The sequence below is a fragment of the Nitrospira sp. SG-bin1 genome (assembly GCA_002083365.1).
Lineage (GTDB): Bacteria > Nitrospirota > Nitrospiria > Nitrospirales > Nitrospiraceae > Nitrospira_D.
In genome coordinates this window covers 61,838-75,883 of sequence record LVWS01000015.1, presented here as the reverse complement: position 1 = coordinate 75,883, position 14,046 = coordinate 61,838, and the positions used below count along the sequence as shown (strand labels likewise).

Annotated in this window: 14 protein-coding genes; 2 read left to right on the top strand and 12 right to left on the bottom strand. The window is 50.0% G+C overall.

What is annotated here, in order from left to right; translation table 11 throughout:
* Positions 1-237: 237 nt before the first annotated feature.
* From A4E19_15905 to A4E19_15855, 11 genes are all read right to left on the bottom strand, one after another.
* The gene (locus tag A4E19_15905) at positions 238-1,467 is read right to left on the bottom strand and encodes a hypothetical protein (protein ID OQW35939.1); all 1,230 of its coding nucleotides are present in this window, start codon (positions 1,465-1,467) and stop codon (positions 238-240) included.
* A gap of 195 nt (positions 1,468-1,662) precedes the next feature.
* Positions 1,663-2,262, bottom strand: coding sequence for a hypothetical protein (locus A4E19_15900; protein ID OQW35938.1), 600 nt, complete (start codon positions 2,260-2,262; stop codon positions 1,663-1,665).
* Positions 2,263-2,334: 72 nt separating this feature from the next.
* Positions 2,335-3,051, bottom strand: coding sequence for a hypothetical protein (locus A4E19_15895; GenBank protein OQW35937.1), 717 nt, complete (start codon positions 3,049-3,051; stop codon positions 2,335-2,337).
* Positions 3,052-3,319: 268 nt separating this feature from the next.
* Positions 3,320-4,252 carry a hypothetical protein gene (locus A4E19_15890; GenBank protein OQW35936.1) on the bottom strand — a complete coding sequence of 311 codons (933 nt, stop codon included), beginning with the start codon at positions 4,250-4,252 and terminating at the stop codon, positions 3,320-3,322.
* Between the two features lie 13 nt (positions 4,253-4,265).
* Complete coding sequence (locus tag A4E19_15885) at positions 4,266-5,540, bottom strand: peptidase M28 (protein ID OQW35961.1); 1,275 nt, start codon at positions 5,538-5,540, stop codon at positions 4,266-4,268.
* Between the two features lie 47 nt (positions 5,541-5,587).
* Positions 5,588-6,136, bottom strand: coding sequence for a dTDP-4-dehydrorhamnose 3,5-epimerase (locus A4E19_15880; protein ID OQW35935.1), 549 nt, complete (start codon positions 6,134-6,136; stop codon positions 5,588-5,590).
* A complete protein-coding gene (locus A4E19_15875; GenBank protein OQW35934.1) occupies positions 6,133-7,368 on the bottom strand; it encodes an SAM-dependent methyltransferase in 1,236 nt (411 codons plus the stop codon). Before A4E19_15875 ends, A4E19_15880 begins: the two co-directional genes overlap by 4 nt.
* A gap of 68 nt (positions 7,369-7,436) precedes the next feature.
* On the bottom strand, positions 7,437-8,495 hold the full coding sequence (locus tag A4E19_15870) for an NAD-dependent epimerase (protein OQW35933.1): 1,059 nt from the start codon (positions 8,493-8,495) through the stop codon (positions 7,437-7,439).
* A gap of 232 nt (positions 8,496-8,727) precedes the next feature.
* A complete protein-coding gene (locus A4E19_15865) occupies positions 8,728-9,498 on the bottom strand; it encodes a glucose-1-phosphate cytidylyltransferase (protein ID OQW35932.1) in 771 nt (256 codons plus the stop codon).
* A gap of 87 nt (positions 9,499-9,585) precedes the next feature.
* Positions 9,586-10,092 carry a hypothetical protein gene (locus A4E19_15860; protein ID OQW35931.1) on the bottom strand — a complete coding sequence of 169 codons (507 nt, stop codon included), beginning with the start codon at positions 10,090-10,092 and terminating at the stop codon, positions 9,586-9,588.
* A 454-nt stretch (positions 10,093-10,546) separates the two neighbouring features.
* Positions 10,547-10,900 (bottom strand): hypothetical protein, encoded by a 354-nt coding sequence (locus tag A4E19_15855; protein ID OQW35930.1) that lies wholly within the window; start codon positions 10,898-10,900, stop codon positions 10,547-10,549.
* Positions 10,901-11,230: 330 nt separating this feature from the next.
* Between A4E19_15855 and A4E19_15850 the strand changes: the two genes are divergently transcribed.
* On the top strand, positions 11,231-11,839 hold the full coding sequence (locus A4E19_15850; protein OQW35929.1) for a hypothetical protein: 609 nt from the start codon (positions 11,231-11,233) through the stop codon (positions 11,837-11,839).
* Between the two features lie 190 nt (positions 11,840-12,029).
* The gene (locus tag A4E19_15845; protein ID OQW35928.1) at positions 12,030-12,530 is read left to right on the top strand and encodes a hypothetical protein; all 501 of its coding nucleotides are present in this window, start codon (positions 12,030-12,032) and stop codon (positions 12,528-12,530) included.
* Here A4E19_15845 and A4E19_15840 read toward each other — a convergent pair.
* Entirely contained in the window at positions 12,527-14,014 is a 1,488-nt protein-coding gene (locus tag A4E19_15840) for a hypothetical protein (protein ID OQW35927.1), read from the bottom strand. The two genes, A4E19_15845 and A4E19_15840, sit on opposite strands and share 4 nt — an antisense overlap.
* Positions 14,015-14,046 lie beyond the last annotated feature (32 nt).

Sequence of the window (14,046 nt, the reverse complement as noted above, 5' to 3'; positions counted from 1 at the left end):
GCTGGTATATGAGGAACTCTTGAATGCATCCGCGCGACGGAAAGAGTGATCCCACCTGATGGGCCGATCAATGTCGGTGTACATGGCGAGCAGGACACAGGCTGGCACGTGATCATCTTTTGGACAGGCAGAATTCTCGCCTAGATGCGCAGAACGAACAACCGGAGGCAGGCGCTACGCGATGTGGATTCATCGTCGATTCCGATTGAGTCGTATCCCAGATGGCTTGCCCTTACCCTATTCCCATCCGAAGGATTCCCCTAACGTTTCCAACAAGACCGACAGCATGAACCCTACTTGATGGCGTGATACCTGGTACTCAAGCGCCGTTGTATCTGAGTTAATGTGTGAAAAGACATAAAACAGCTCTCCTCTGATGTTCCTCGTCAACATATACTCAAGCCGAGATGCTCCGGTGACAACCTGAAATTGAGATTCCGTATTGGGAAAAAACTGACTATGGGTATACCCACCGGCCCCGCTGACGCTGAGTCGCTCATAAATCCTATGTCTGATGCTCGCACGCGCAAGATGGTTGATCCGCGCGCCACCCTGTAAAAAGTATGACGGTCTGGCTTCCCGGGAAAGCGTCAGATTGAGAACAGTGTCTCGTTCCGGTTTAGTTGTGACCTGGATGGAACCGGACGGCAATGTCCGTCCGACCGGTTCGACAAACGTGACGCCCCCACGGACCGTGAAGGTCCACTCCGGGAACACCTTGGTATAATCGCCTTCGAGCGTGATGAGATTGGTGCTGAAAGTCCTGCCGCCTTCGGACCGCTCTTGGGTAATGAACGTCTGTCGATACAAGGCGGCGACGCTGTCGTTTCGCGTCAGGTGATATCGAGGTCCTCCGGACCACGTGTGCGTCATCGTGTTGAAGAAGGTGGCCCCCGTTACATTGCCCCCTTCAGTTTCACGGGTTAGCCTCCGAAGGCCGAATATATACCCACCTTCCAAAGAAAGGTCTCGGGACAGAGGGTAGCTTCCATTGAAGGACGTTGTGTTCAGAACCTTGCTCCGTCGAAATGTGACGAGGCCGCTACCGAAGACGTCATCCACCACCGTTGTCCCCCTCCCAAAAGTCTGCTCAGGGGTATAGACGAAGTTCTCGGTGACGCGCAAACGCGCTCCTCGGACATACTGATCAACCCATCGATCCAAGCCGACGGTGCCATTGAGCAACGCACCATAAAAGTTCAAGTTACTGTTTTCCACAAACGCGCTGTAATTTCCCCCCACCTTCAGGTCTGCTTCCATGTCTCGACTGTCGTGCCGCAGGTCTAGCCCGCCGTTCACCGTCGTCACAAAATCATGGAGCTGCGGGGCATTCCCCTGCGCGTCCCGTAGTAGCTCCTTGGGTCTACGCCATACATTGCTATCGTATCGCTCCATCACAGAGCCCCAGGGAACGATGTTGGTATCCGCATAAACTGACACCGCAGGCCACGCCCCCCAGATCACCATAGTCACGACTGCAAACCAAAACACCCTTCCGAGCTCACTGAGCTCAGCGCACTTACACCTCCACAATAGAATCACCACACTCCCTTTCCTGCGAGGAGAGCAGAAACGGCCGAAGGTCGCCCGCTCTACCCAATCCGACCAATCGCATACATGGAAATTGGAGAAACCAGATCCAGCAGTATGTCATGCCCACTGTCAAGGTACGACGACTGTGTCTCCGGAGGCCAACACGATGTTCCCCGGCTCGCCACGACCGCTGACAAGGTCATCATACCGTAGAGGGATATGGATCTCCTGACGTTTGTGACCGGGGCTTTCAATCACCCGCACCACCTGCAACCTATTCTTACTCGCATAGTTTGTAAAGCCCCCGGCCATGGAAATGGCTTGAAGCACCGTGACGTACGATTTGAGCTGATACTTGCCCGGCTTCGCGACTTCACCTAAAACGAATACCGAATAGCTGTTCAGCTCTTTGACGTTCACCGATACGGAAGGATTTTGAATGTACCCCTTGAGACGCTCGGTAATCTGAGCGGCCAACGCCTCCGCCGTGAGACCTGCCGCTTGAACGTCTCCGATGATCGGCATGGACACATATCCATCCGGCCGTATCAACGTGATCCTGGACAAATCCGGATTCTTCCACACATTGATCTCAATCTGGTCCTCAGAACCCAGAAGGAATTCCGTGGGAACGTCGGATGCCTTGTATTCCCTCGATGTCACCGGTCCCCGACAACCAACTTGGACAAAAACAGAACACATCAAGAATCCAATTAACGATGCTTTCATCGCAGGAAGATACCGCCTAGATACCCTTGTCCATCGTGCGTAATTGTCCACGGCAATCCTTTCCGGTATTCCCTACCGACCAGGGAAGACCACCATTGACTCACTCGGCACCACAAGTGTATCACCGGGCTTGAGCTCGAAATTGTCGCTGATTCCACTGCGAAGCACGATGTCGTCGTAACTGGCAGTAAATCGCTTCATGCCCGGGGCAGTTTCAGTAAACCGGAATATGACGATCTGATTTCTCGCCGCAGTTTCCTTAAACCCGCCTGCCATGGTGATGCCCTGCAAGAGCGTCGTCTTGCTCTTTAGAGGATACTTGCCCGGGTGAGCCACTTCGCCAAGCAGAAAGATGTTGGAGCTATTGACCTCCTTCAATGTCACGGCGACGACCGGATTTTGCACATATTCTTTGAGTTTGTTCGTCATCTCCTCAGCCAATTTTGTCGGCGTTTTTCCTACGGCCACCACGTCGCGAATGATGGGCATTGATATTCGCCCATCAGGACGCACTTGCACTTGCCTCGATAGATCCGGATTCCTCCATACCGTAATATCCAGCACGTCTTCGGCTCCTATCACATATTCGCTGCCGACTGCATTCGACAGCTTATCCATCATCACCTGACTGATCGCCTTCTCAGCCTGGGCTGTCGAGGCAGGCAATCCGGAGGTATCTGTCGGGGCTTTACCGGCATCTGTCTTACCTGAACCAGAGTCACAAAATCCGGAACTCGAATCTACCGCCAGCGCCAGTGAAATGATTAGAAACCACAGGGGGTATTTCATAGTTTCGGTTCCTTTTGTTAAATCATCAACCTTGTTGCCATCAAAGTACAGCCGGACAACTTTACATACTGTTCATGTTATCGAATGCAGGTCATCAAGGATCTGTCCAGTCAATCGTATGGCCGGCAACCAAAAGGAAGTATTTATTTACTCCGGGAAAGCGGAATGAGTCGAAGAACTCTTCAGCTGCTGAAAACACCGCCACCGGTTCTTTCGGCCGGTTGGTTCAGCTTCACATCTGTTCCTCCAAAGTCAAACTTCAGACATATCATGCGCTCTGTTCCGCTTTATGTTGATAGGAAAGCACACCGGCATCAGCAGTTTCATCATCATACAGTGCCACAAGATCGTCGGTGATATTTGCGAGGTCGCTAGCCCTCAAATAGTCCCTCATCGTGGTTCCAGTGCACTCTTCATCCACCCTGGGAGCGCCTTTCCTTCCCGCCACATCATCAAGGTTCACCACACGAAAGTCGATACTAAACCGAGTTTTCCCCGACGTATTAGGAACACTGGAGTGCATCTGGGCAGCTGAAAACAAAATAATGCCTCCCGCAGGCACGATAAGGCGAATCTGGGGATCGAGCACAAGCGATTGGGTCGGTTTCGGTAGCGGCCTAGGATCTTCTTTCAGCAATTTGGCGACATGTGCTCCGCGATTTTGTTGATTCCACGCATAGTAATTATACCCCTTGGAGCTGTTCTTTACCTGAACATTCCAATACTGCGGGTGGAAGGCCATGGCATTATTCGACTGAATATCATAGATGGGGATCCACCAATTGACCTGACAAGGAGGCGCGGAATACCACGTATCTCGATGCGGATGCCAGGCATACGCGATGCCCGTCGTCAGATAATTATCGCTGGTCGAGCTTCGCATCTTCGGAACATCAAAATATGTCTTCTCAAGATCACAGCCCATCTCATTAAAAATGTCCCGCATGAGTGCTTTCGATTCGGGATGATGAATGAAATTTGGCTTCAGTTTCCCAAGGAGGTCGGCGTACTGTTCAACGGGAAGATGCCGTTGAGCCGTCTCCGGATCATAGGGTGCAAAGGCCTCCTTGATCAACCTCTTGGCAAATTCGATAAACGCGAGGGTGCTCTTTCTCGGAGAGAATACGAGCAACTGGCCTTGATATAACTCTTCGCGGCGTCGTTCATCCGAGAATGGAGGGTCATAATAAATCGTGTTCATGATCGCTTCTCCATTAAGTGTTTCCCGGCCTCCGACATTCTTTCAATAGTCCCACCTCTAAGAGCGCATCGGCTGCGAATTGAATCTTGCTGAACGGAAGATCGGCTCGCTCTGCTATATCAAGTAGTGTATGGCGTCCATCGGACGCGTTCAAGACCCAGAAGAGAGCCAATTCCGTCCATTGTTTTTCTTGCTGACCGGCAACGGTACGATAAAGCCCTCGCCGACCCAGTTGAGGCTCGCATTTTGGATTCTGATTCATGTATGTTCGACTCCCCTCCAGCACCTCGAATACCTCCAGACATCGGCCATACGACTGAACCAGAGACTCAATCTTCACAAAGTCTAGGTTGTCCGCAGACGAGTGATACTCGGGATATTCACTGTGCGGTGTCCGCATGAAGCATCCCACAGGTAGATCAAATCCCGGCGAGCAGTACTGCCTCTCGTCATAGCCATAAGGGGAAAAATCAATAATAGCATACCGCTTGCCTGAATGCTTCAGCACATGTGCCATCGCCCGATCGATTTCCGCATTCCCTTGACGACTTCGTTTATACGTCACATCCCCAGCATCACCGACCCCTGTTATAACCAGTCCATGTTTTATACAAGAAGCCCTCTGTTCATTCAGCGCCAGCCATGTAATTGATCCGATCGTTCCTGGGATAAAGAGAAATCGATACGAATACCGCTTTTGATGAGCCGTCATCGCCTCTGCCAGTCTCACGGCTACGGCGATGCCGGATAAATTATCGTTACACAGTGATGGATGACACACGTGACACGAGATGAGAATTTCGTCCGAGATTTCCCCAGGCACATAGCACTCACCGTAGGTCAGTGCGCCGGGTTGAAGACTTGAATCGATGACGACCTCATATTCGTCATCAAGTAGTCGTTCGTAATCTACATGTCGAAGACAGAACCCCCAGTTTTCCTTATAGTAGGAGGTTCGATAAGGAATCCACTCGGGATGATCCGGAAGAGTGAACAAGTGAGGCTTCAGTTCAACCAATCCCATTCTTTTCCGGATGGGGATACTGTAGCTCATCAGGTGCAGATTGTGAGCGTTGAAGTCAACAACGCGCTCCCCTGCCCGATTCATGATATAGGCATCGGATACATTCCATTCCGGCGGCACCGTCCAGTCGAACACTTTCGTTCCACTAGGAACCTCATGGATCTCAAGTGGAATGTGCTTTTGAAGCACTCGAAGAGTTTCTCGCACTCCGTTTCCGGTAATACTCCGACATATCGGGTAGAGCTCAGCCATGAGATCATGCATGGCTCGTCCTAATCCGTCACGTTTCACGGTGGCTTGATCAGTAAACGTCACGTTTGTAGCGGAACGTTCATGGTAAATGCCGGCCATGTTCGATCCTTCTCCGACATGACCTGGATGGGTTCAGGCCATATAATCCTGAACGCTGGGTCGTCCCACCGGAGTCCTCGAGAACTGGCTGGTGTAAAGAATTCCGACATATGGTATGACACTTCGCTGTTTTGCTCGAGGGTGAGAAATCCATGGGCACAATCTTTCGGAATATAGACGGCTCGGCGATTGTCAGCCGACAGCATTATTCCGACATACTGACAATACGTGGGCGATGCGGGCCGCAAGTCAACGATGACATCATAGATGGCGCCGACAGTACAACGGACCAATTTCACTTCTTCATTCGGAGCGGCCTGGTAGTGGAGACCTCGCATAGTGCCTTTATGGGTGTTCACCGATATGCTGGACTGAACCCACGTAACCGCAAGTCCGTGCACCTCGAACTCTCTTTGGCACCAAGTCCTCGCAAACATTCCCCGTTCGTCTTGTATTGGCTCAAGATCGATTTGAAATACACCTTGGAGGGCGGTTTCCGTGAATATCATGGATACACTTGCACTTCAGGAATCGGGACCACAAACTTCCCTCCCCACTCCCGAATGTAACTCATCTGCTGCATGACTTCCTCTCGTATATTCCAGGGAAGAATCAAGAGGTAATCGGGGCGTGTGTTTCGAACCCGTTCCGGTTCATAAACTGGAATATGTACGCCCGGCAAAAAATGTCCTTGTTTATATGGGCTCCGATCCACCGTGTAGTCAATGAAGTCGGTCCCAATTCCGCAGTAGTTGAGCAGCGTATTACCCTTCGCCGGGGCCCCATAGCCCACAACGCGTTTGCCCTCTTGCTTGGCCGTAATCAAAAAGGAGAGTAATTTCCTCTTTGTCGCCTCAACTTGCCGACCAAACGACAGGTAGTGATTCAGTTGACCCAATCCTGCATTCTCTTCACGCGATTTCAGTTCCTTTGCCCGCGCTTCAATGGGCTTGGACATATCGTCATCGTGGCAAGCATAGATTCGAATGGATCCACCGTGGGTGGATAGCTCCTCTACATCGAACAATTTCATTCCCTGACGAGCAAACACCTGCTCTACGGACAAGAAAGAGAAATAGGAAAAATGTTCATGATAAATCGTATCAAACTGATTGCGCCGCATTAACTGGAGTAGATGCGGGAATTCCATTGTGATCAGACCCATTGGCTTGAGCAGCACCTTGAGCCCTCTTACAAAATCATTCAAATCCGGGACATGAGCCAGTACATTGTTCCCGACGATCAGATCGGCCCCCCATCCATCACTCACTAACTCCAGGGCGGTCTTCTCTCCAAAGAACGCGACCTTCGTATGAATCCCTTTCTTCTTCGCCACCTCGGCTATATTCGAGGCAGGCTCCACCCCCAGCACGGGGATGCCTCGCGTTACAAAATTCTGCAACAAATATCCATCGTTACTAGCTATTTCCACGACCCGGGAATTGAATCCCAACTTGAATCGCTCGACGATCATGTCGACATAACTTCTAGCGTGTGCTAGCCAAGAATCTGAAAACGAGGAAAAGTACGCGTAATCCGAAAAAATATCGTGCGGCGAGGAGAATTCCTCCAACTGAACCAACAGGCATTTCTCACAAACATATACATGTAATGGGTAAAAGGGCTCCATGCGGTTCAGTTGTTCGGGCTTGATGTAGGAATTGGCCAATGGAGACATGCCTAGATCGACGAACGTCTTCTCAAGCATCGTACCGCATGAGCGACACCCTGATTGCCCCATATCAACCTCTCTTCCTACTCACAAGTAATATTCCCCGGATCCAATACCCGATGGAACAACCGTTCGCATCAACCACTACGTTGCTCTTTCCATACAAGTTCGTCGTTTAGTTGCCCACTCTCCCGCAGTCGTTTCAACGTAACCAGCCTTATCAACTCACCCGTTCTGAACTCTTGGTCGCGAAACTGCATGGACACGAGTCCATCGCGGAGATCCTTCACGGCGCCCTGAAGGTCAACCGTAGGAAGGAATCCTTGAGCCAGCTTGGAAAACTTGTCGAAATTCACTCGATATGAACGTTTATCCGGTTGTGCATCTTTATTGATCGAAATCTCGACATTTGGCACAAGGTTAGCCACAGCAGCCGCCAAGTCCTTCACCTGATAGTTCCATGCGTCGCTTCCCACATTGAGCGTCAGAAATATCCCGCCATCTGTATGGTCGCGCCGCACTGCCCAATCAATCGCTCTTGCCATGTCCTTGACATGAATCAAGGGACGCCACGGCGTCCCATCGCTCAGGATATTGATCCGTTTTGATACCAATGCCCCGGCCACAAAATCATTCAACACAAGATCCAGTCGCAACCGATCACTCATGCCACACGCGGTTGCAAAACGAAGGCAGGTTGCCGTGAAGGTCTCTGATGCAAGCGATGCCAGATCATGCTCGGTTTGAACTTTAGACTTCGCATACGCCGTAAGGGGATTCAAAGCATCGTCCTCTCGGCGGGGACCGCCTTCAGCGAATCCGTACACACTACAGCTGGATGCGAACACAAACTTTCTAACTCCCGCTCGCTTCGCCTTCAGAGCAAGATCGATACTCGCTCGATGGTTTATATCGAGGGTGATTTTTTCAAAGGTCGCACCCATGGGATCGTTAGAGATGGCGCAGAGATGTACGATGGCGTCGATTCCTCTCAGGATCTCTTCGGAAACCTGTCGGATATCTCCGAAATATTGCAGGTCGGCACGGCTTTCAGGGAGTCGGAGGGTACCCGTTAAGCAATGTGCAAAGTAACCCATATCGTAACCGATGAGCGTTGCATGAGGATGGGATTCTCGTAGACGACGCAGTACCAATGGGCCAACATAGCCCATGTTGCCTGTAACTAGAATCTTCATGCTAGACCTCTGATTTAGTTTTGCTGCAGACACAGCCTGAAAAAGCAAAACATCTCGGAATGCCAAGCGGGATGGCATTACCCGTCTACGCTCAATGCTAAAGCGCTCTCAAGGCTACATCGATTCTGAGCTTTCGCTTCCTGGCATCACGGCTGCCGGAAAGCCCCAGATTCTGTCCGTCACTTCAAACGGTGACAAGATGGAGGAAAGAAGATAAAACGGTCGGGTTATCTTACCATATCTTCCATGGAGCCTTCGATGACTGCCATAGCTCCTCCAAGTAATTCTTCTCTTTCAGAGTATCCATGCAGGACCAGAAACGATCATGCCGATAGCCCATCAATTGATTATCTTTCGTCAGTCGTTCGATTGGCTCCCTCTCCCATACCGTCTCGTCACCTTTGATGTAATCAATGGCTTTAGGCTCCAGGACATAGAAGCCACCATTGATCCACCCTTCATCGCCATGAGGTTTCTCTGTGAATTCGATGATACGATCTCGATCAAACACAAGCCGTCCAAATCTCGCAGGAGGAAGAACCGACGTCACGGTGGCTAACTTCGCATGAGATTTGTGGAACTTGATGGTGGCCTGAATATCGACGTCGGACACTCCATCTCCATATGTAAATAGAAACGTTTCATCGCCTATCCATTTCTCCAACTGCTTAAGCCGGCCTCCCGTCTGAGTATGTAGACCGGTATCCACGAGATGCACCTTCCAGTCTTCATGCTGTTTCCCATCATGAATGGTTGTTTTCCCACTCCCAAGATCGACCGAAATATCTTTGTTGAACGCATAGAAGTTGAGGAAGTAGTCCTTGATCATCTCACCTTTATAGCCAAGACCAATAACAAATTCCTTTATTCCGTGAGCCGCATAAATCTTCATTATATGCCACAGGATCGGTTTCCCTCCGATTTCAACCATGGGTTTTGGTCTTAGAGTAGTCTCTTCGGACAATCGAGTTCCCCATCCTCCCGCGAGAATAACTGCCTTCATATACAATACCTCCGTGCGTCAGAGCCTCCAACCCTCTGAGAGAAAGCCCCGTTCGAAATAAGGAGCCGAGAATGTGACCTATCGAGCTCATGCTGCAGCATATGGAGCCAGTTGATTAATTTCCAGTACAACTCGCGCCTGAAGCGCGAGTGTACGTAGAAGCACCATTGCCCGCTGGTGCCCGGACATCTCTCGCATAAATACGGCTTCCAGTCCTCCTAATAGGCCATCTTTGATTTGTACGAGTTCGCCACCACTGAACTCCTTCGGTTTTATCAGGACACTCTCTTCGGAACCGGCCACCCGACTTTTGATGGCATCGATCATACCAATATCGACTTCAACAGGGGTCACACCAAATTGCACGATCCTGCGAACTCCTCTGGCATAAATCACAGCTCGATAGTGTTCGGATAGATTGATTCTGACGAATAGATACCCTGGGAAGAGGGGACCAATTATGGTTCTTACCTTGTGTCGAATAGCCCTTTGTTCCTCCAGAAGTGGCAAGAAACACTCGAGTCCTATACGCCGAATATTCTGCTCGGCTTGCTTTTCGTGGTTTGGCTTCGTACTTAATACATACCATCGCATCCCGCAACGACCCACTCCGGTTACAGCAATAGGGTCTCCCATGACTTACGCCCTCTCCGATTGATCCAAAGCTTCACAGGCTACCGCCGCCCCATAGCTGGGTGTTTAACCTTTAATGAACTATTTCACACAAGTCAACTTGCTGTGGAAAATCCGTCGCCACAGGACGGCTTCCATTTTTTCGAAGATGTCCTCGAACGACGCTTAGCACCATTGAGACATGGGTGGGAAACCCCGACTTTCACTCTGTTAACAAGGCCCCTCCATGCTTCCCGAATCACATGTAGAATTGATATCTTCCTCTCGGACGCTACTGTTCAACCATGAGTATCTTTGCTTCAAATTGTGAAAAGAGTGGCGATCCTGAGTGCAAAGTACCAGTACGTATGATCTAACCACCTATCATCTTTATCGGAACCACTACTTATAGATCAAGCTGGGATGTGCAGGAGAACTAGAACATGAACTTAAGTCCTACGAAATACGTAACACGGTTGTTCGAATCCCCAATCGGAAGCTTTCTCGTCCAACGCACTTCGGCAAGCGTTGGCGTTTCAGCTATTGTTATGGGGGTCGGCACGTAGACCTTTAACACTTGTTTGATGTATGGAGCCTGGTCCATAAGTACTAACATCCCTCCACTGCTGATATTCAGTGATAACGCTTTACCGCCCTTAACAAGATTATCATTCCCTGTTTCTGGTGCCGTCATCTCATAAAGAATTGGTCTGAGCAGCGCTGCCCGCTCACTATGGTTTTCATGACTATCCTTTATCGGCCACTCCCATTCCATTGGCGTCACGTCCATTCCTCCCTCTGGCAAAAAATCGTTGCCTCGAATGTTTCCCGTTTAAATTGAATTCATCTATATAGGGCAGACTGATTTGGCCTATCGATACGGTGAACAGGAACTACCCTCACCTCTAGAGTTCCAGTCTGTATCATATATATTTATTGTCTCTAGGGTCAGCAATACCGATGATGTAGGCTGCTTTCCCAAAGGTATATGTTGACTCCCTCGAAAGGGTTAGGTAATATTCCTGCGTTACCTGTGTCGGTACCAGACGCTTTTAAACCATATAGTTGTTTTGGCTTGGCATTGCACCACGCCAACAATCTTGTGACGTCGTAAAGAATTATGGCTGAAGTAGCCAAAGGCATTGATCAAACAGATGCCCTTGCCGATCAAAGAGCAGGGTCAGGCATAGTGGTGCTATCCGCATCCATGCAACTTCTTCACATGAATCGGCAAGCTACTGAACTTGCTAAAAAAATCAACGCAGTGGAACATGGAAGAACCACAGCAATTTCTGCGCATGGAGTCCTTCCGACCGCCCTTACTGAACTTTGTGCGGAGATTATCAAAGCTCTTCACATACGCACGGAAGCCAAGGATTGGGAGCAATTTGAACTCAAACGTGTTACAGGCGATCCCAATCAACCAATCCTGCTGAGAGGATTTGGTTTGCCGGATCGAGGAGGGGTCCAAAATGCCAGACTCGTGGTTACCATGGAAGAGTTGGGGAGGAAGCAAAACCTCAATACAGAACATGCTCGAGAACGTTTTCAGTTGACTAACCGCGAACAATCAGTGGTCGAGCACCTGGCCAAAGGGTGGACTAATAAGGAAATCGCCAATGCTCTCCAGATTACAGAGCAAACCGTGAAAGAACATATTAAGCACATCATGCGAAAGACCAATGCTACAACCCGCACTGGAATCCTTGTTCAAATCTTCAATTCCTGAACTCCTGAAACGCTTGTCGCAAAGCTTTCCTGATTCTATCGCTCCCATCCTGTATCAATAGCGCAACAGTGAGTTAGGATTCCCACACAACTTTAGAAGAAGATTCGTCAATCTTCTTTATATTCCACATGTTTCTAGATATATTTCCTGGCCTATCATTTGCAGTACTCTTTATGTAACTAAGGATGCGATGAACTACAGTAAACTCAGAATAATACCGGTCGTTGGGATATTAGCAGCAACACTTCTAGCTTCTGGCTGTGCAACCGGTCCCTCATCTCAAGTAACAGAAATTAAGAACAGCGGTTTCATGTCACTGTGGAACACCTACGCCGATTGCAAATCAACGTTTGACTTATCCCAGGCAACTTCAGACCTGGCGCAACTACGCTCAGCTAGCCAAATGGTGGCTGAAAATGAAGGATTCATCCTACCGTTGCCAACTCACCTCGAACGTCTAGTGGCTAACCCAACGAGTCGGGTAGCCGTTGATATAGAAGCGATGGCTGCCGCATGTGCCCTGCACACGGGAGAACTCGCCCTGAATCAAGGGCAGATGGATACCGCTCGCGATCTTTTGGTTTCGGTCATCAAGCTACATAAGGAAGAAGGCTCTTATTACGTTCTAAAGGCCAAGACCTTGCTGACCAGACTCGGACACGGAGTCCACGTTTCCTTCAACACTCGCTAGCTCGTTCTGCTTCGACTCTGCAACTCTCGATATAAATCCACGTACGATTTCGCCGATCGATCCCAAGACAGGTCGGTCTTCATCCCCGCATAGATCAAAGCTGCCCACGTCTCTTCCTCTTTGTACACATGAAGCGAGAGCAAAAGCGCTGAAAGCAGAGAATCTGTCGACGCATCAATGAAATGAAAACCGGTTGCTCGTCTAGATTTGATCGTTGACGGACGAAAAGGAACGACGGTATCTGCTAAACCTCCGGTACGGCGCACAATAGGTACTGTGCCATATCGGAGGCTGTACAACTGACTCAGTCCGCACGGCTCATAGCGAGATGGCATGATCAACATGTCTGAGCCAGCTTCGATGCGATGCGCCATTCCCTCATCAAAGCCAAGGCTGAGACCGATGCGATCAGGATAGGTGGCCTGAGCTGTTATAAACTGTTGTTCCAAATGGTGATCCCCCGTACCTAGGATGGCAATTTGGGTATCCAAAGACATAAGCTCGGGAATCACCTCAATCAACAGATCAAAGCCTTTCTGAAAAGTCAATCGACCGATCACCGACAACAGAGGAACATCAAGATTCGGCAATCCAAGTTCTCGTTGGAGCGCTCGCTTGCATATTCGTTTTCCAGACAAATCAGAAATCGTATACTGCGCGGGCAGATAAGAGTCATTCGCGGGGTTCCAGGCAATCATATCAATGCCATTTGCGATCCCTTTGACACCATCCACACGGCTTGCCAGCACACCTTCAAGGCCACATCCATGTTCTACGGTCATGATTTCCTTCGCGTAGGTCGGGCTCACCGTGGAAACGGCATCGGAAAAGATAATACCGCCCTTCAGGCAATTCACCGACCCATAAAACTCGAGGCCGTTTAGGGAGAACAGCGACGGGGGAAGCCCCATCTTCACAAACTCCTGTCCCGGGAAGATTCCTTGATAACCCAGGTTGTGCAAAGTCAAGAGCACTTTCAGTTGCCCAAGCCCCTTATACTCGTGAGGAAGGGTTTTTAGATACACGGCGCACAGAGCGGTTTGCCAATCGTGCAAGTGCAGCACATCAATCTTTTCCCCGCGAGTCTCGATTAAACCACGGACTATTTCGAGGATGGCACGCGAGAATAGGACAAACCGCTCCAGGTTGTCAGGATAATCGCGATGGTCTTGTTGGTAAAGTCCCGGTCGGTCAAAATAGGGATCGTACCGCACGAAGAAGACTCTCAGCTGATGCACGGCATCCGACACCGATAGATTTTCTGCTTCCACGGTTACTTCTATTAGCTGCCCATTCACTGGAATAGAAAATCGCATGGCCAGTTGACGGAACTCCGCTCTTGCGCGGCCTCGGTAACCAGGTAACAGCAATGTGACATGATGCCCTAACTTCGTTAGCTCGATCGCCAGAGCGCTAACCACATCGGCTAATCCGCCCGTTTTCGCGTAGGGAACGGCCTCGGAAGCTGCCATCACGATCTTCAATTCATCTCCTGATACCGGCATCATACGAAGTA